The 20522-nt window shown below is 45.6% G+C and carries 8 protein-coding genes; 2 read left to right on the top strand and 6 right to left on the bottom strand.

Translation table 11 applies throughout. The annotated features are described in order from the left end of the window. Positions 1–15: 15 nt before the first annotated feature. From NAF19_RS22960 to NAF19_RS22950, 3 genes are all read right to left on the bottom strand, one after another. Positions 16–3135: a WD40/YVTN/BNR-like repeat-containing protein gene (locus NAF19_RS22960; RefSeq protein WP_252792690.1), complete on the bottom strand. Its 3120-nt coding sequence runs from the start codon at positions 3133–3135 to the stop codon at positions 16–18. Between the two features lie 223 nt (positions 3136–3358). Next, positions 3359–5881 (bottom strand): TonB-dependent receptor, encoded by a 2523-nt coding sequence (locus NAF19_RS22955; RefSeq protein ID WP_252792689.1) that lies wholly within the window; start codon positions 5879–5881, stop codon positions 3359–3361. 120 nt (positions 5882–6001) lie between these two features. Then, complete coding sequence (locus NAF19_RS22950; RefSeq protein ID WP_252792688.1) at positions 6002–6457, bottom strand: hypothetical protein; 456 nt, start codon at positions 6455–6457, stop codon at positions 6002–6004. Positions 6458–6897: 440 nt separating this feature from the next. Between NAF19_RS22950 and NAF19_RS22945 the strand changes: the two genes are divergently transcribed. Further along, entirely contained in the window at positions 6898–11517 is a 4620-nt protein-coding gene (locus NAF19_RS22945; protein WP_252792687.1) for a cadherin-like beta sandwich domain-containing protein, read from the top strand. Between the two features lie 48 nt (positions 11518–11565). Here the strand turns inward: NAF19_RS22945 and NAF19_RS22940 are convergent, their stop codons facing one another. Genes NAF19_RS22940 through NAF19_RS22930 form a run of 3 tightly spaced genes read right to left on the bottom strand, consistent with a single transcriptional unit; the run spans position 11566 to position 14173 of the window. After that, positions 11566–11994: a LuxR C-terminal-related transcriptional regulator gene (locus tag NAF19_RS22940; protein ID WP_252792686.1), complete on the bottom strand. Its 429-nt coding sequence runs from the start codon at positions 11992–11994 to the stop codon at positions 11566–11568. Next, positions 11943–12188, bottom strand: a complete 246-nt coding sequence (locus NAF19_RS22935) for a response regulator transcription factor (protein WP_252792685.1) — start codon at positions 12186–12188, stop codon at positions 11943–11945. The genes NAF19_RS22940 and NAF19_RS22935 overlap by 52 nt, the downstream gene beginning before the upstream one ends. After that, a complete protein-coding gene (locus NAF19_RS22930) occupies positions 12185–14173 on the bottom strand; it encodes an ATP-binding protein (RefSeq protein WP_252792684.1) in 1989 nt (662 codons plus the stop codon). The genes NAF19_RS22935 and NAF19_RS22930 overlap by 4 nt, the downstream gene beginning before the upstream one ends. A gap of 494 nt (positions 14174–14667) precedes the next feature. On the opposite strand from NAF19_RS22930, the gene NAF19_RS22925 reads away from it, so the two are divergent. Beyond that, complete coding sequence (locus NAF19_RS22925) at positions 14668–20370, top strand: putative Ig domain-containing protein (RefSeq protein ID WP_252792683.1); 5703 nt, start codon at positions 14668–14670, stop codon at positions 20368–20370. Positions 20371–20522 lie beyond the last annotated feature (152 nt).

Raw genomic sequence — 20522 nt, 5'->3', positions numbered from 1 at the left:
AAATCACGGGTATTACTATAAACTAATTTTTCCCGCTCCTGCCCGGGCCAATTGCTCGTTTAAAGCTTTTAATCCGTTTCCGGTAAGCTCGTTATATTTTATATTTAAGTTGTTAAAATAACTATCAGCCTGGTTGACCGCAGCCGCCGCTTGTGTGGTAATTGGCATTTCGCTTTCCTGCAATAAGTTCATCAGCCCGCCAAGGCTGCCGCGTAAACCATTAAAACTTTCAGCCTTATTTGCCGGTGCACCATTTTCAATTTTCAGCGCATCCGCGTCTGTTTTTTTAAGTGTAGCTGCCAATTCGCCGCTTGCATTCGGCAATAATTTACCGATCTGCTCATGCAGACTATTTAGCTTTGCTGACGCCGTTATCACAGTTTTTAAATGCCGGTAGCATTTGTCCGACAGGTCATATTGCCTTTGCAATTCCAACTGCGGTGTTTTTACCCTGGGATCAATTTTAACAGTTAGTGGCTGGGTGTATGATTTGCCGTCGACTGTTAATTTTATGGTGTAATTCCCGGGCATTACCCATGGTGATGTTGGCACAGGTGCTGTTTGCCCATAAATTGCTGCAATTGGATAACCCGCAGGTAAGTCAAGTGGCTGGGTGTGCAGGTCCCATATAAACCTATGCGAGCCTTTTTCGGTAGAAAGTACCTGTTGCGGCCTGATCCAGTATAATGGAATATTTACAGGGGGGACGTCATACGGCTTGTCATCACTTTTATAAACCCGCATTAATTTCCCTGTAGCATCCAATATCTCGAGGCTGATTACGGCCTTTGCATTATCCTTTAAATAATAATCAATAATAGCCCCATCAGGCGGATTTTGCCCGGCAGGTTCTTCCTGCGGCAGGGGGGTATCGGTATTCATGTTCCATCGCACCCGGTAAAACTGCCCGGTTTGGTATAAAGTTGTCTGGCTGGCGTCCTTAATTTTAGCAAGGTTCCGCAGGGCTGCGATATCATCCAGTATCCAAAAAGAGCGCCCGTGGGTAGCCACAACGAGGTCATTGCCTTTTATTACCAGGTCGCGGATTGAGCTGGCAGGCATGTTCAGCCTTAAGGGTTGCCAGTTTTCGCCATCGTTGAACGAAACATAAACCATTCTTTCTGTCCCGGCAAATAACAAACCCTTGCAAAGCGGGTCTTCCCGTACCGCGTTAACAGGGTCGGCAGGCAAACCATTAACAATCTTTTTCCAGGTTTTACCGCCATCGTGCGTTTTGTAGATGTAAGGGTTCATGTCATCCAGCCTGATTTTATTGATAGCCGCATAGCCGGTCTGATCATCAAAATGCCCGGCATCAATTAACGAAACCTTGTTCCACGATGTAACCTCGGGCGGAGTAATGTTTTTCCAGGTTTTACCGCCGTCATTGGTAAGCTGGATAAGCCCATCGTCGGTACCTGCCCAAATGGTGTTTATATTTTTATTCGACGGCGCTACGGTGTAGATTACTCCACGCTGCGGCATTTGTTTCAATTTGTCACTGGTATAGATGCCCACACTTGCCGGAACATCCCAGGTTTTGCGGGTAAGGTCGGGGCTGATAACCTGCCAGGAGTTACCGCCGGTTAAGGTCTTGAACAATACGTTCCCGGCAAAAAACAACGTTTTCTGATCTACCGGCGAAAAGATAACAGGCGCCGTGCGCACAAAACGATATTTTCCTCTTCTGCCAAATTCGGGTGCTATGTTTTGAACCTGGCCTGTGCGCTTGTCGAACTTTGTAATCTTACCCCCGTAAATAATATTAGGATCGAGCGGGTCAGCGGCCACGTAACCGTATTCCTCCGCACCCACAGTATGCCATTCCCTGAAAGTAATCTGGCCGTCGTTTCCCCGGCTGGCAATGCCTACCGAGCCGCTTTCCTGCTGGCCGCCGTAAACATTGTATGGAAAAGCATTGTCGGTACTTACATGATAAAACTGCGCTGTTGGCTGGTTATACCACGAACTCCATGTTTGGCCGCCGTTTACCGTAATTTCGGCACCCTGGTCGCTTGCCAGCAAAATTATTTCGGGATGCTGCGGATTGATCCACAAACGATGGTAATCATCGCCTCCGGGTGCACCCCTTATGGCTTTCCAGTTTTTGCCGCCATCGAGCGATTTCCAGGTAACTACGTTTGCTATATAAACAATATCCTCATTTTTCGGGTCAACTTTACACTCCGCGAAATCATCACCGCGCTCCCATAAACGGATATCCGTACTTTGCTCCGTCCATGTTTCGCCACCATTATCCGATCTGTATAAGCCGCCACCCTTTGCTGCATCAACGCAGGCATACAAACGCTTTGAGTTACTTGCGGCAATGCAAAAACCAATCCGCCCCAAACCATCGGCAATGGTTGGCAATCCTGCGGTTAATTTTTTCCAGGTGTTGCCACCATCGGTAGATTTAAACAAACCACTTTCTGTTCCTTCCCACTCCCCGTTTTCCCATGGCCCCTGCCTGCCTGCCCACATATCGGCGTAAATAATGTCTGAATTGTTGGGGTCGATAGTTACTTGTATGGCGCCCGTATTTTCGTCTCGGTATAAAACTCTTTCCCAGGTTTTGCCGCCGTCAGTTGTGCGATACACGCCTCTTTCTGAATTCGGGCCATAGGGATGCCCCAAAGCTGCCACAAAAACCTTGTTTTCATTTCGCGGGTCTATTGCCAGCCCGCCAATTTGTTGTGCATCCTTTAGTCCGGTATTTACCCATGTTTTACCGGCGTCAGTCGATTTATAGACGCCATCGCCTACCGAAAGATCAGGCCTTTGAATACCTTCACCGCTACCGGCATATAGCACATCGGGGTTTGACGGCGCAACGGCTACGTCGCCGATGGAGCCGGTGGGCTGCTCATCAAACACAGGTTGCCAGGTGCGGCCAAAATCATTGGTTTTCCAAACGCCGCCATTGTTTACACCAATGTAAAAAACATTTGGTTGTTGAACAACGCCCGTTGCGCCTACGGTCCGGCCGCCACGATGCGGCCCTATCATCCGCCATTGCAGCATATTGAACGCTGATGGGTCGATGGTTTGTGCATCGGCTGTACGAGCGCAGTACAGGGAAAATAAAAGCGTCGCAGCCAGCAAAAAGCGTTTAGGGGAGTTTGGTAACCTCATAAGCCTGTAAATTAATTGACGGGTAAGCGTGATATTTAAATATATCTGTTTGTTTATCAACCAAATTTAGTAAAAACAACCATATACAGCCCTGATATAGCAGCGTTAAAAAAAGTTCAGGCCAGATAAAAAATTTCTGCAAAAAATAAAGGGCATCCCAGCCTGGTGGAATGCCCTTTTGGGTGGCTTGTGTGATTAATAAATACAAGCCCAAAAAATAATTTTAAATGTGACTACCTGAAAAATTCAAAGGGATCAGCAGCTTTATACTTAAATTCCTGCCCATGTTATAAACGCCAACCCTGCCGGTGGTATAATTTACCGGGAGATATTTAAAGCGACTCATATAATCGATATAGGCGGTATTGAAGATGTTATTGCAAATGATGTATAAACTGCAAATGGTTTTGCCTTTTGAAACTATATCACCGCCCGCTCCGGCATTAAACAACACATAGCCTTTAGTTGCCGATGTACTGGCAGCATATTCATAAGGTGTTAATTCGGTATTTAACCCGCTGTAAATAGCATACTGGCGATACACATCATTTTGCTGGAAACAGGTCAACATGCCAGCTTTAAAATACGCATTCTTTATAATACTGCCTATTTTGCTGACCGGGAATTTCAGGTCGGCGGTAATCCTCGTTGGTGGCACAAACGGCAGGTATTTGGTTGAATCGGGCGCGTTAAGCAAATGGCCATATACATAGCTGAACGTGGTGTTTAGCTCAACCCACGGTACGGAAGACGGGTGTATGTTAAAAGCTACCTCGCCGCCGTACAGCTGCGCCCCTCCGTTAGTATATTTATAAACTGGCGCGGCACCTAAACCAACTGCGTTTAAGGAATTGTTGATGGAGTCGGCACCCATGGCATCTTTAAGTCCCCTTGCGTAAATAAAATTGCTTATCCTGTTATTGAACAGATCAATTTCGAAGTCGACATCTTTTGAATTTACACCGAAGGCGATATCTTCTTCCAAACTCGTTTCCGGCTTGATGTCATGATCGCCTATTTCGTAAACTACTGTACCATCGTGCACGCCGTTTGCTGCAGCTTCGGCAACGTTCGGTGCACGCCATCCCCTTGATAAATTAGCCTTTAAAAATACATTTTTTGAAAAGTTGTAGGCACCACCAACGCTAAAGGATATCCCGTTGAAATGTGATTTAAAGCCCTGGAACTCGTGAAACGCGTTTTCTGCATTCGGTGCCACAGGTGCCTGCGTAGTGGAATCAACCCAATGGTCGAGGCCGTTAAAACTTCGGGTATCGTAGCGAATACCACCGCTAAGGTTAAGGTTGCCTATTTTTTTATTGGCAATGGCAAAGGCGCCAATTTCGAAAAAGTTATAATTTGGTATCAGCAACAGCGTGCCCAGGCTTTGGGACGATTGGTAAACCCCGTTTACACCCCCGGTATAATTAAATGTACCCTCCTGTGAAGAAACATAACGCATATCGTATGTGGCCGCGTTTGAACTATAGTAGATATCGGAAACATCGGGGATGGTTGGGTCGTTATTTTCCTGGCGCTGGTTTTTTTGCCATGAAAATATCCCCTTAATGCGACCGCTGCCGGCAGCTATATTATTGTCCCACACAACTTTTGTGTGCCGTATTTTTTGGTTGATGACAAATGGCGTATAAGTTACTTTTTCCTGGTGGGTTGGCAATACATAGGTGGGTTCGCCATCATTCAGGTCGGGATAAGATACTGGCCTGACCATTTGGCCGCTAACCGAATCCCTGGTTCCGTCGACTATGCCGGTCCGCAAATCAAAATAGCTTGCATGCAGTTGTGAATACCCCCATTTACGGTGGATGCCAATAGTTGCATCAGCGTTAAAATTGCTGAATTGCGAATTTAAGACATATCCATCGTACTTATTGCGGTAAGCATGCGCCATGGTATTGTCTACACGGGCGCTCCAGGCAATTCCGTTTTTTGTACCCGCAAGGTGAAACGCATTATTTATAAGTCCGTTATTGGTCTGATAGTTAAAGAGGATATCGCCTTTTGTTTGGCCTTCGGGCAGGATAGCCTCCGGGATAAGGTTTATTACACCGGCAATAGCGTCAGAACCGTAAGCCAGTGAGCCAGGGCCCTTTAAAATTTCATAACGGTTTACAGCGTTTCCGTCGGCCTCAATGCCAAATTCATCAAACCAGGCCTGGTCAACCTGTTGCACACCATCATTTATGGTAAGTACGCGGTTATATCCTAAACCGCGGATAACGGGTTTTGAAATACTCGGACCGTTTGTCATGCCTGAAACACCGGGTGTTTTGGCAATAGCATCAATTACGTTGGTTGATGAATTTTGAAGCAATTCTGCATTACTTACTGTGGCGAGTGGTATGGGTGTTTTTTGTTTGTCGGTGGCAGAACTAACGCCGGTTACCACAACTTCATTCAGCACCGTTGCAGAAGCAACGAGTTCGTGATTTTTTGTTACATCGCCGTTTATGTCAATCGTTTCGATGTGGGTGGCGTATCCTATGCTGCTAACTTCGAGCAGGTAAGCACCTTTGCTTATGTTTTTTATGCGATAGTTTCCGAGCGAATCGGAAATGGCCGAAATATTTAGATCGGGAATACGCACGGTTGCGCCGGCCAGCCTTGAGTGACTTTTGCCATTGGTTATTTTCCCACTGATGGAATTTTGAGCCTCAGCAGATGTATGAGCCATCAAAAACAGGAAAACAAATAGGATATATTTAAAAGTAAGAGGTATTTTCATTCTTTAAAATTTAGAAGAAATTGTATTGATAAAATTAAATTACGATAAAGCCCATTTACAGGAAATGAGCGCCAGTGTTTATTAAAGAAAACACTTCAGAAATTTAAAACAGGAAAATAATCAGGAGGCCAAATAATCTGGCGGGGGAGCGTATATGTCTTTAAAAAGAGCGTTATACAACAACGTGTTTTCCAGGGTGATTGCCCCTGGCGGAAGGTCTAATGAAAAACAGTCAGGATATAGGTTTTTCTTTGCAGCGAAATATTTTGCCTCATATAGTTTAATAGTTTTTCCGGGCGACGATTTTTCTGCAGCATTGCCCTTTTCAATCTCTGTTAGCTTACTTACATATTCGTCCTCGTCGGCGTCTGCGCGTGCATAATATGATGTTATTCCGTTACTTGTACGGGTTTTAACAATGTCGTACATTTTGCCGTTGGCAATTATCTCATCATCATCAACCAGCTTGAACCCTTTACTATCCGACGAAAATAAAACGAGCTTTTTGCCTGCTGCCCCGCTGTCGCGTTCAGCATGTTCTTCAGCCTTTATTTTACAGCCTTGAATTTCAAGCAAATAAAACAAGGATGCTCCAAATGAGTAATACCCGATTAACGCGATTAAAAATATGGAAAAGCTGTTTTTGATAAAATTGGGGTTAATGGTACATGCTGCATGGTAAATATAGCATTATGATTTTAAAAATCAGGTTTAATGTAACAGCCGTATTATCAAATATTATATTGTGACCAATATTCATGAGTTTTTTTATGGGCTGCTATGGGTTGATAAACTAATCCGTTGTGTTACATCGACGAAGTCAATTGTAGTCTTGCCATTTTTTCGATCAATCTTTATTTAAACATGTTGTTTTTAAAATTAATATCTATATTTAGAAACGAAATCAGCGTAGGCCTAATACTAGCGATTAAGACACTCTTTTATTTTTTTGCCGAAAGCAAATTCAATATTTGGTTGTGCCTGTAAACAAATAATCACAATTCAATACCCGTCACATGAAAACACTTTACTTAAGATCATTTGGTAAAATCTTAATGGTTTTATTGTTTGCCGCATTTTTTCAAAATGCCACCGCCTTAAACCGGGAAGTTTTGTTGGAAAAAACATTGCCTGTAAAAAGCAATTTCGGTATTGCTGATACCCCGCGGCAGGTTTCAAAAGCAAAAAAAGTAGTTGTAGACCGCGACCGGGACAAAGCCAAAATAAAAGACAAAGACCTTGATAAGGATAAAAAACACCCGGAAGATGGCATTGACGACGATGTAAGCGCCCGCCAGGAGCAAGAGACCGCCCGGACCAAGGACCCTGTAACTCAAGCGGTACCAACCGAAAGGCTGATACAAGCAAGGCGAATTAAAGACCGGTTAGTATCCGAGCGTGCAAATTTCATTAAGTCGGCAAACAAACCGGGCGCTGTTCCTCCAGTAGCTTCAATAGGTGACATAGCCTGGAATGAAAGAGGCCCGAGCAACGTAGGTGGACGTACCAGGGCTTTAATGTTTGATTTAGCCGATGCCGGAAATGGCTATAAAAAAGTATTTGCCGGCGGTGTAGGCGGCGGTTTATGGGTTACCAACGATATTACAGCTTCGCCTGTGTCATGGACTAAGATAAATGATTTCTTTGAAAATATAGCCATCAGTTGTATCGCTCAAAACCCGGTTAACCTCAAGGAGATTTATGCTGGTACTGGTGAAGGATTCTACAACGGCGATGCTATTCAGGGCCTCGGCGTTTGGAAAAGCACTGACGGCGGCGTTAACTGGACCCGGCTAATCAGCACTTCATTTTATACAAATATAAATGCTATAGCAGTTGATAAAAATGGCAGTGTGTATTTAGCTGCACGGGACTTCGGTATAATGAAATCGGGCGATGGTGGTTCTTCTTGGAGCACTGCAGTATCCACTACAGGAGCGGCCGATGTTCAGATGGCTACCAATGGCGATGTGTATGCGAGCGATGGTGTATTTAGTGCCGGGCATATTTACGTTTCTGATTTTACAGTCAATGGAGCAAATACCGGAAATGCGGGGACCTGGACCAATATAACGCCAAACACAGCAGGTGCCATTACGCCGTCGAGCACCGATTGGTGGCGTATTAAGCTCGCCCTCGCGCCCGGAGACGCTAATACAGTTTATGCATTATTTGAAGGGACTAATAGTTACGGTCTCGGTTCTTTTCAGCGATATAACAGAGCCACTAACACCTGGACTGTTAAGACTGTGCCAACCGGAAGCACCTTTAACAATGACCAGGCATGGTACTCCATAGCAGCAGCTGTCGACCCAACCAACGCCAATGTTATACGTGCCGGCAGTTTGGATGGCGGACAGTCGATTGATGGCGGCACTACCTGGACGGTTCAGACGCAGTGGTACGTCGGCGAAGTGGCCGGGTTAAACGCCGACCAGTATGTACATGCCGACCATCATGCTTATGCATACGCTCCAGGCTCGGCGACCAGGTTTTTGATGGGCTGCGATGGTGGTATTTTTTACACTTCAACAGCTACCGCGGCACATCCTTCATTTGCCGATAAGAACAATGGGTATGACGTAACCCAATTTTATTCTGTTGCGTTGCACCCAACCAGCACCAATTATGCTCTGGCAGGAGCACAGGACAATGGCACGCAGCAATTTACCGCTGCCGGTATAAATCCAACAAATGAGGTAACAGGCGGTGATGGTGCAAATGCGTTTATCGACCAGGCAAACGGCAATATCCAGCTAACGTCATATGTTTATAACAACTTTTGGGTGGCTACCGATGGTGTGAATTTCGTAGAGCATTTTTTTGGAAATACCGGGTCGTTTATTAATCCGTCGGATTATGATTCCAGTTCAAAAAATCTGTATTCAGGCTACTCAGGCGGACAATATTTCCGGTGGAACAACATCACTGCGGGAACCAGCACTTCGGTAGTAAATGTTACCGCATTTAGTGGAGCAAATATAACATCAGTTACAGTTGCTCCACTAACAGCCAACCGGGTATATTTTGGGCTTGATAATGGTAAAGTGGCTGTTGTTAATACTGCAAATACCGGTACAAGTATTGCCGGTACTGTTTTATCGCCAAGCGGATCGGGTACCGGTTCGGTATCGTGCGTTGCTGTTGACCCGGCTTCGGAAGATCATATCCTGGTGTCTTATTTTAATTATGGCTATCCAAGTGTTTTTGAGACAAAAAATGCTACTGCTGCTACGCCAGTTTGGACATTAGTTGAAGGCAATTTGCCCGATATGCCAGTTCGCTGGGCCATGTTTTACCCGGGTGCAAACACCAAAGCAATAATTGCCACCGAATTAGGAGTTTGGTCGACAGACCTGCTCAATGGCACTTCAACAGTTTGGTCACCTACCAACTCCGGGCTGGCAAATGTTCAGGTCGACATGTTAAAATACCGCGCCTCAGATCGTACACTGGCAGCAGCCACCCATGGCCGGGGGTTATTTACCACTATTTTACCTGTGCTGAGCAACAGTTCAAGCGATGCAGGCCTGTCACATTTAACACTTAGCGCAGGCACCCTTACCCCGGTATTTGCTACAGGTACAATCAATTATACTGCATCGGTAAGCAATGCCACTGCATCTGTAACTATAACACCTACCGCCAGCAATGCCGGTGCTACGGTAAAAGTTAATGGAACAACGGTTGCGTCCGGAAGTGCATCAGCGGCGTTGCCGCTGGTTGTTGGGCAGAATGTTATCAGCACAGTGGTAACTGCGCAGGATGGCACAACTACCAAAACCTATACGGTAACGGTAACCCGGGTTTCAACCAATGCGTTATTAACCCAGCTAAAGGTAATCCCCGCAACAACGCTGACGATAGTAAGCGGCCCGGACTATGTGGATTATACAGCAACGGTACCAAATACAACATCGAGTGTTCAAATAATGCCTACCTCACAAAGTACCACTTCAACCATAAAGGTAAACGGGGTAACGGTGGCCAGTGGCACAGCCTCAGCAGCCATACCATTAAGCGTTGGCGACAATGTAGTTAATACGGTCGTAACCGCACAGGATGGCGTAACCACCAAAACCTATTCGATAAAATTCACCCGCTTACCCTCATCCAACGCTAATCTGACCAGTTTAGCACTAAGCAGCGGCACGCTTACACCTGTATTTGCGGCGGGCACAATCAGTTACACGGCATCGGTAAGTAATACTACGGCCTCGATAAAAGTAACGCCAACTGTACAGGACGCAGGTGCAACCGTAAAGGTTAATGGAACAACAGTAGTCTCTGGAACAGCATCAGCAGCATTGCCGCTGGTTGTTGGGCCCAATACCATAACAACGGTAGTAACTGCTCAGGATGGTGTAACCACCAAAACCTATACCGTAACGGTAACCCGGGTTTCGAATAACGCGTTATTAACCCAGCTAAAGGTAATCCCCGCAACAGCGCTGACGATAGTAAGCGGCCCTGATTATGTAGATTATACAGCAACGGTACCAAATACAACATCGAGCGTTCAAATAATGCCTACCTCACAAAGTACCACTTCAACCATAAAGGTAAACGGTGTTACGGTGGCCAGCGGCACAGCCTCTGCAGCCATACCATTAAGCGTTGGCGACAATGTAGTTAATACGGTTGTAACAGCGCAGGATGGCGTAACCACCAAAACTTATTCGATAAAATTTACGCGTCAGATTTCGGTTAATGCTAACCTGGCCGGCCTGAAATTAAGCAGCGGCACGCTTACACCAGTTTTTGCGGCGGGCACAATCAGCTATACCGCAATGGTAACCAATGCTACTAATTCGATAACAGTAACCCCTGCAACCAGCGATGCAGGTGCTACGGTAAAGGTAAACGGAACAACAGTAGCCTCTGGAACAGCATCAGCAGCCTTGCCGCTGGTTATTGGCCCCAATACCGTAACAACGGTAGTAACCGCACCTGATGGGGTAACCACGAAGACCTATACCTTAACGGTAACTCGCCCGGCATCAAACAATGCGTTATTAACCCAGCTAAAGGTAATCCCTGCAACGACGCTGACGATAGTAAGCGGCCCCGATTATGTAGATTATACAGCAACGGTACCTAATACTACATCGAGTGTTCAAATAATGCCTACATCACAAAGTGCTACTTCAACCATAAAGGTAAATGGGGTAACGGTGGCCAGCGGAACAGCCTCGGGGGCGATAGCTTTAAATGTGGGAACTACCGTAGTTAATACGGTGGTAACGGCACAGGATGGTGTAACGACTAAAACATACAGCATAACGTTTACAAGGCCGGGACCGATAGCAGCCATAATGAAGTACGACCAGCAAGAGCAGCCAATTGGTAGTAACAGCATTGCCGTGCACCGAAGCGTATCGCCCAATGGCGACGGAATAAGTGATGTGCTGATTATAGATGGCATAACAACTTATCCTGAAAATAAACTTCAGATTATGAGCCGGAGCGGCGTATTGATATACGAAGCAAAGGGCTATGATAATGACACGAAGGTATTTGATGGACATAGCACCAATGGCAAGCTGCAAAAAGCCGGCACTTATTTTTACTCACTTGAATATAAAGACGGTAATGAAACTAAGCACAAAGCGGGATTTATTGTGCTGAAATATTAGCAGGGTGGAAAAGTAGGTGTTGAATAATGGAATATAATTGTTCGACACCTACAATAACCCATTCTCGTGGGCGTACTTAATAAGCATCGCGGTATTTTTTGTATTTAATTTCGTCATGATGCTTTTGCGGTGACTGTCAACCGTCCAATGGCTTACAAAAAGCTTTTCCGACATTTGGGTGTTAGTTAAACCGTCCGCAATTAAGGCGAGAATTTCTTTTTCGCGCCGGGTAAGTATGGGTTTGCCGCCCGGATTATTGGAGCTGTTTTTTACTACTTCCAGTGCTTCAATACACAGGTGAGTTTTTCCGCCTGCAACATCTTTAATAGCACTCAACAGCTCTTCTTTGTCGGCATTTTTCAGGATATATCCGCTTGCTCCATTTTCAATCATCTTGTGGATATACGACGGCTGGTTGAGGGTGCTTAATGCCAGTACCTGTGTTTTAGGTTTTTTTTTTTTTTTGTTTCGGCGCACAAATCAATACCGTTTTTGTCGGGTAAATTAATATCCATTAAAATTACGTCGGCACTATTGCTGTTAAACCATGCACTGCAGGCAGCAGCAGTTAAGGCGTGCCCTGCCCAATAAATACCGTCTTCGTTAATTAATAACGAACGTATGCCTTCAACTACCACGGGGTGGTCATCTACAATAAAAACGCTGATCATGTTTGAGTGATTTTTATTTCAATATTTACAGAGGTGCCGGTTCCCGCCTGCGATTTTAAGTCGATATTGCCGTTAAGGTAATCTACCCGGCTTTTAATATTGCTCCAGCCACAGCCGGTTGACTGCTTTAGCCCATTTACGTCAAAGCCCTTACCGTTATCTTCAACACTTAAGGTTATCCAGTCGTCTCCTTTTACAAGCTGTACCATTACCTGGCTCGCTGCCGAATGTTTTTGTGCATTGTTTACCAATTCCTGGATAATACGGTAAATGATTATCCCGGCTGCAGCATCTATCTGTTGATCGCTGCCAAATGATTGAAAAATTACCTGGCATGATGCGGTGCATGAAGAGGCGCAATAGTCTTTCAATGCTTCCGTGAGACCGAACTTTGCCAATGCCTCGGGCATCATATTTTGTGCTACCCGCCGCAATTCTTTTATCGCGGTATCTATCATGTTAAGCGACTTTTCAAATACAGGGACGTTACCGATGCCTGCAATTAAATTTTCTTTCATATTTATAATCGAATGCTTAACCCCGGCCAGCAAGCCGCCAAGCCCATCGTGTAAGTCTTTCGCGAGCCGGCTACGCTCTTCTTCTTGCCCCTTTAACACCGCTTGTGATGCCAGCAGTTGTTTTTCGTTTTCCAGCTCCTTTATTTTTTGCGACTGCATGGTAAAGTTTTGCTGGGCCATAATATTTTGTTTTTGCAACAATTTACTACGGCTATACCATATTACCGCAAGTAAGGCAGCAACTAGCAGTAACGAAAGCGAAATGTTAAACCGGTTCCGCGATGCCGCGGCCTTTTTTTCACTTTCGTTTATATGTGACTGGAAGACCAGGCTATCTTTTAATTTTTTCTGCTTGTATTCATATTCAAAAGCAATTTTTTCATTCTGTATATTTATTTTCTGCTTAAATATCGAATCATCAACAGCTTTTAGTTTTTGGAGATAGTCAAATGCTTTTGGTGTGTTTGCTGTTGCTTTAAAATATCGGTACATCAGGTTGTAATGCTCCTGCAAAAAATCGTTATCTGTTATTTGCGGAACATATGAAGCAGCCATCGAAGCATATTTCCAGGTATTTTTAAAGTCGTGCCGCTGCATGTAACTCTCGGCGAGGTAATCTTCAATATTGGCAGTATTTTCAACATAGCTTAATTTTTGGGCGATATTGACAGCCCTGAGCAGGTAACTTATGGCCGAATCAGTCATGTGTTTTTTTCGGTACATGTTGCCAATATCACCTAAGGCTATAGATATACCCACCTTATCATGTGCTAAAAAATACAATTTATATGAGCGTTGCTCATATATAATGGCGCTATCGGGCATTTCCTTGTTTGCAAACGCATCGCCTATGTTGCCATAGGTACGCGCTAATGATAGTGAATCATGCGCTGCAAGTTTATATGCCAGCGATTTCTTTTCATAAAATATAGCATTGTCAGGGTCATTAATGCTTTCGTAAACCAATCCTATATTATTTAATACTTTGCCTGTTAGTCTCTTATCATTTACATATTTATTCATGCCCATGCATTCGAAAAAGGCTAACAGGGCTTTGTGGTATTCCGAGTTAAACATTAATGCGGTTGCCTTGTCATTTACGGCTTTAAAATAATTAAGGCGGTTATACTTTCTCCACAAATAGGCCGAACTGTCAAACGTTAACGCAGATCTTTTATAGTTGCCTGCATAAAAATTACAAAAGCCCTCTTCGTTATAAACCTTGGCTGTTAAGGTGTCAACTTTGGCAATTGCGCATAGTTTTTTTGCTTCGGCAATCAGCACAAAAGCTGTTTTTGTATCCGTATCCTCTACCGTTTTTATCCTTAAAAGCAGCCGGTCTATTTGCCTGATATTATTGGCGGGCGTTATTTGCGAAGGTTGCGCATGCAAGCTATTAATGCCACTTATAACCAGTGCGGCCATTAATAAACAACTCAACACCAGGCGGCCTTTGTAATATCTCATGCTTATGATATGCAAATCAATTATTTAAAGTTGACCTTTTATTTTACAGTATAAAAATTTATTTTAAAAACCCCCTTTTTAGGGGATTGCCCAGTTTGCATTCATCCTTTAATTTTACATCGTGACAAAGTCGGTTGTTTTGATTATCAATAGTTTAACTTGTTTAATAATTGCACTGTTTATTTTTCTTAACAGTTAATTATTGATATTTGAGTACTTATTATTTAATAAAAATATTGTATTGTAGAATGATTTATTTTATTTTTAATAAATACTTTTTTAGTTTAAATCTGACTATAGCAAAAGCCAAAACCTCAATCATGGTTTTTAAGATTGAGATCTGCCCTTGTTTGTCTCTATCGTCTATACATTACTAAGCCCTGGTTTAATTAGCGCGCTGAAGGCACTCCTTTTTAGCCGGATTTAACCCAGTTTATGTCATTATAAGAATCACATGGTCTATCTATAACTATTAACTATTTAAATTCAGTAAAATGAAAAACCTAATACCCCTGTCAAAGTTTAACTTGCCCGCCAAGCTATTAAAACAAGGTGCTTTAGCGCTGGGCGCCATATTTTTTATGGCAGTAATGCCCGCTAAATTATCGGCCCAGGCGCCATATGTGACTTACTCAGGCCCTAAAACCTATGTTGCTGGTACGGCAATTACGCCGCTCTCTCCAGGTGGAGGGTTGGTCGCAGCGCCTGCTTATAGCAGTAGTACAACTACACTGGGTTCGGGCTTCAATATTCCGGCGGGTATCGCGGTTGATGCAGCCGGAAATATTTACATAGGTGATCAAAACAACAATGTTGTGAAAAAAATCCCGGTGGGCACCAATACGCCTATAGTAATAGCATCGGGTTTTAATACCCCGGATGGCGTTGCAGTAGATGCCGCAGGCAATGTGTTTGTGGCCGATGACGGTAATAACCTGGTAAAGGAAATTCCTGTTGGCGGCGGGCCCGTCATTACCCTTGGAACGGGTTTCCTGCAGCCATTTAATGTGGCGGTAGACGCGGCCGGCAACGTTTACGTGGCTGATAGGGGCAACAACGCTATTAAAAAAATTCCTGTTGGCGGCGGGGCGGTAGTTACCCTGGGTTCGGGATTTACCACTCCTACGGGGGTGGCTGTAGACGCCTATGGCAATGTTTATGTGGCCGATTTTGGCAATAGCGCTATTAAAAAAATATCAGTAGCCGGCGGCGCCCCGGTTACCATCGGGTCCGGGTTCAGTACCCCGTTCGGGGTGGCCGTTGATGGCTCGGGCAATGTGTTTGTTACCGATTATGGCAATAAGTTGGTTAAGGAAATACCTGCCAGCGGCGGCGCCATTACCACTATTGGTTCCGGCTACAGTTTCCTGTTCGGGGTAACCACCGATGCAGCTAACAATGTATTTGTGACCGACTACGGCAACAATGCCGTTAAAAAGATAAAACCTATAGGCGGTTATTATATCAACCCGGCTTTACCTGCGGGTTTAAATTTTGACAATACAACGGGGACCATTAGCGGTACACCGCTCGCTGCCAAACCTGCAACTAATTACACGGTTACGGCTTATAACAGCTCTGGCAGTACTTCAACCGTGGTGAACATCACGGTTAACGCGGTAACTATGAGTTACGTCAGCCCGAAAATCTATACAGCCGGTGCTGCAATTACACCGCTTACGCCAACTGGCAGCGGCGCAGCACTGCCTGCATATAGCAGCAGTACAACAACATTGGGGTCGGGTTTCAATATCCCGGCCGGTGTTGCAGTTGACGCCGCGGGCAATATTTATATAGGCGATCAGAACAATAATGTGGTTAAAAAGATCCCGGGGGGGACAGGTACGCCAATAGTTATTGGCACAGGGTTTAATACACCTGATGGTGTTGCCGTAGATGCTTACGGAAATGTGTTTGTAGCTGATGACGGCAATAACCTGGTAAAAGAGATACCTGTTGGCGGCGGCCCTATTATCACCCTGGGCTCCGGTTTTCTGCAGCCTTTTAACGTAGCAGTGGATGCAGCAGGTAACGTATATGTGGCCGACAGGGGCAACAATGCCGTGAAAAAAATTCCGGTGGGCGGAGGTGCAGTGGTTACCATGGGGTCGGGATTTACCACTCCTACGGGGGTAGCTGTAGATGCCTATGGCAATGTTTATGTAGCCGATTTCGGCAATAGCGCCATTAAAAAAATTCCGGTTGGTGGTGGTGCCCCGGTTACCATCGGCTCCGGGTTCAGCACGCCGTTCGGCGTGGCCGTTGATGGCACGGGCAATGTGTTTGTGACTGATTACGGCAATAAACAGGTAAAAGAGATAGTGGCCGGTAACCCGCTTGGCGCGCCGGTTGTCATCGGCTCAGGTTTTAGCTTCCTGTTCGGAATAACCGTGGATGCGGCCAACAATGTGTTTGTGACCGATTATGGCAACAACGCGGTGAAAAAGATACAACCGATAGGCGGTTACTACATTAGCCCTGCATTACCTGCCGGCTTAAGTTTTAATAATACAACTGGCACCATCAGCGGAACACCAACAGCTGGCAGCCCGGCAACTAACTATACCATTACCGCATACAATAGTTACGGCGGTAACTCTACAACCGTGAATATTACGGTAAACGCGGCCACCTTTAGTTACGTAAGCCCCAAAGTTTACTCCGCAGGCACAGCTATTACGGCCTTAACGCCAACAAATACAGGTAACCCGGTTGCGGCACCTGCATATAGCAGCACTACAACAACGCTGGGGTCGGGTTTCAATATCCCGGCAGGTATTGCAGTTGATGCCGCGGGCAACATATACATAGGCGACCAAAACAACAATGTGGTTAAAAAGATTCCGGGAGGTACTGGCACACCGATAGTAATAGGAACAGGTTTTAACACACCGGATGGTGTTGCCGTAGATGCTTACGGAAATGTGTTTGTAGCCGATGATGGCAATAACCTGGTAAAAGAGATACCTGTTGGCGGCGGCCCTATTATTACACTTGGTTCGGGCTTTTTACAACCGTTTAACGTTGCCGTAGATGCGGCGGGGAACGTATATGTGGCCGACAGGGGCAATAATGCCATAAAAGAAATACCTGTGGGGGGTGGGGCCGTAATTACTCTTGGCTCCGGGTTTACCACTCCTACTGGGGTAGCCGTAGACGCATATGGTAATGTTTATGTAGCCGATTTTGGCAACAGCGCCATAAAAAAGATTCCAGTTGGAGGTGGCGCGCCGGTTACTATAGGCTCTGGTTTTAGCACTCCTTTTGGAGTAGCTGTTGATGGCTCGGGCAACGTTTTTGTAACCGACTATGGCAACAAGCAGGTTAAAGAGATACCTGTTAACGGTGGTGCGCCGGTAGTAATTGGCTCCGGTTTCAGCTTCCTGTTCGGGATAACTGTGGATGCGGCCAACAATGTATTTGTGACCGACTATGGCAATAATGCAGTTAAAGAGATCAAACCCATCGGTGGTTATTACATTAACCCTGCGTTACCAGCCGGATTAACTTTTAATAATACAACTGGCACTATTAGCGGAACGCCAACCATGAGCAGTCCGGCAACCAACTACACAGTTACTGCTTATAACGGTTTTGGCAGTACTTCGGCTATGGTCAACATCACGGTAAATGCAGCCACCTTTAGTTACGCAAGCCCCAAAGTTTATACTGCAGGAACGGCTATTGCGGCCTTAACGCCAACCAGCACAGGTAACCCGGTTGCGGCACCTGCATATAGCAGCACTACAACAACGCTGGGGTCGGGTTTCAATATCCCGGCAGGTATTGCAGTTGATGCCGCGGGCAACATATACATAGGCGACCAAAACAACAATGTGGTTAAAAAGATTCCGGGAGGTACTGGCACACCGATAGTAATAGGAACAGGTTTTAACACACCGGATGGTGTTGCCGTAGATGCTTACGGAAATGTGTTTGTAGCCGATGATGGCAATAACCTGGTAAAAGAAATACCTGTTGGCGGCGGCCCTATTATTACACTTGGTTCCGGCTTTTTACAACCGTTTAACGTTGCCGTAGATGCGGCGGGGAACGTATATGTGGCCGACAGGGGCAATAATGCCATAAAAGAAATACCTGTGGGGGGTGGGGCCGTAATTACTCTTGGCTCCGGGTTTACCACTCCTACTGGGGTAGCCGTAGACGCATATGGTAATGTTTATGTAGCCGATTTTGGCAACAGCGCCATAAAAAAGATTCCAGTTGGAGGTGGCGCGCCGGTTACTATAGGCTCTGGTTTTAGCACTCCTTTTGGAGTAGCTGTTGATGGCTCGGGCAACGTTTTTGTAACCGACTATGGCAACAAGCAGGTTAAAGAGATACCTGTTAACGGTGGTGCGCCGGTAGTAATTGGCTCCGGTTTCAGCTTCCTGTTCGGAATAACAGTGGATGCGGCCAACAATGTATTTGTGACCGATTACGGCAATAATGCGGTAAAAGAGATAAAACCAACAGGCGGTTATTATATTAACCCGGCTTTGCCCGCAGGTTTAAGCTTTAATAATACAACAGGCACCATAAGTGGTACCCCTACAGCCTCCAAACCGGCAACTGATTATACAGTTACTGCTTATAATGGTTTTGGCAGCACTTCGGCAACCGTCAATATCAAGGTTAACGCAGTAACAATGAGTTATGCTGGGCCGCAGACCTACATGGCCGGTGTTGCAATTGCACCGCTCACGCCAACCGGCAGCGGAGCAGCGGCAGCTGCATACAGCAGCACCACAACAACACTGGGCTCCGGTTTCAATATCCCGGCAGGTATTGCAGTTGATGCAACAGGAAATATTTATATAGGCGACCAGAATAACAATGTGGTGAAGAAGATTCCCGGAGGTACAGGTACGCCAATAGTTATTGGTACAGGCTTTAATACACCGGATGGTGTTGCCGTGGATGCTTACGGAAATGTGTTTGTAGCCGATGACGGCAATAACCTGGTAAAAGAAATACCTGTTGGCGGCGGTCCTATTATTACACTTGGTTCAGGCTTTTTGCAGCCCTTTAATGTGGCTGTTGATGCGGCAGGTAATGTTTATGTTGCTGATCGTGGTAACAACGCCGTGAAAATGATACCTTACGGCAACTTACCTGTTGTAACCTTAGGATCAGGGTTTGTGACGCCTACCGGGGTAGCTGTTGATGCTTATGGCAATGTTTATGTGGCCGATTTTGGCAATAGCGCCATTAAAAAGATACCAGTTGGGGGGGGCGCGCCGGTTACCATAGGTTCCGGTTTCAGTACGCCGTTTGGGGTTGCTGTGGATGGCACCGGTAATGTATTTGTAACCGATTACGGCAATAAACAGGTGAAAGAGATTCCCGCAGCCGGCGGCGCACCGGTGGTCATCGGTTCAGGGTTTAGCTTCCTGTTTGGGATAACTGTGGACGCAGCCAACAATGTGTTTGTGACCGATTATGGGAACAATGCGGTTAAGGAAATAAAACCCATCGGCGGCTATTATATCAACCCTGCATTGCCTGCCGGTTTAAACTTTAATAATACCACCGGTACCATCAGCGGAACTCCTGTCACTTCCGCGCCGCCAGCAAATTATACGATTACCGCTTATAACGGGTCGGGTAGTAATTCTACCACAGTTAATATTAAGGTAATAAATAGCGCCCTTTTAACCAGTATAAAAGTAAACCCAGTGACAACGTTAACGGTAGTAAGCGGGCCGGACTACAGGGATTATACAACTACAGTCCCCAATTCCGAAACCAGCGTTAAAATTACGCCTACTGCACAAAGTTCATTGGCCTCAATAACCGTAAATGGGGTTGCGGTAACCAGTGGAACAGCATCCGCCGCAATACCTCTAAACTTAGGCGACAATGTAATTAACACCGTAGTAAACGCAGTAGATGGGTTAACGTCAAAAACCTATTCGATAAAATTTACCCGCTTACCTTCATCCAATGCCGGCCTGGCCAATTTAACGCTAAGCAGCGGTACGCTTACGCCTGTGTTTGCTACGGGCACAACCAGTTACACCGCTTCGGTGAGTAATGCTACAGCTTCGATAACTGTAACGCCTACAACAAGCGATGCCGGTGCAACGGTAAAGGTAAATGGTACAACTGTTGCTTCAGGAGCAGCTTCAGGAGCCCTGCCACTGGTTGTCGGGCCAAATGTTATAAGCACGGTGATAACTGCGCAGGAGGGGTAACTACCAAAACCTATACGGTAACGGTAACCCGGGTTTCAAACAATGCGTTATTAACCCAGCTAAAGGTAATCCCCGTTACAACGCTGACGATAGTAAGTGGACCCGACTATGTGGATTATACAGCAACGGTACCAAATACCATATCGAGTGTT

It is taken from the genome of Mucilaginibacter flavidus (assembly GCF_024055575.1).
In the GTDB taxonomy this organism is placed as follows: Bacteria; Bacteroidota; Bacteroidia; order Sphingobacteriales; family Sphingobacteriaceae; genus Mucilaginibacter; species Mucilaginibacter flavidus.
Note: the sequence above shows the minus strand (reverse complement) of the source record. Positions and strands in the feature narration are given on the sequence as shown.

Coding starts and splice junctions, on each gene's coding strand:
- NAF19_RS22960 (WP_252792690.1), bottom strand. CDS start 3,135: ATGAGGTTACCAAACTCCCCTAAACGCTTTTTGCTGGCTGCGACGCTT.
- NAF19_RS22955 (WP_252792689.1), bottom strand. CDS start 5,881: ATGAAAATACCTCTTACTTTTAAATATATCCTATTTGTTTTCCTGTTT.
- NAF19_RS22945 (WP_252792687.1), top strand. CDS start 6,898: ATGAAAACACTTTACTTAAGATCATTTGGTAAAATCTTAATGGTTTTA.
- NAF19_RS22935 (WP_252792685.1), bottom strand. CDS start 12,188: ATGATCAGCGTTTTTATTGTAGATGACCACCCCGTGGTAGTTGAAGGC.
- NAF19_RS22930 (WP_252792684.1), bottom strand. CDS start 14,173: ATGAGATATTACAAAGGCCGCCTGGTGTTGAGTTGTTTATTAATGGCC.
- NAF19_RS22925 (WP_252792683.1), top strand. CDS start 14,668: ATGAAAAACCTAATACCCCTGTCAAAGTTTAACTTGCCCGCCAAGCTA.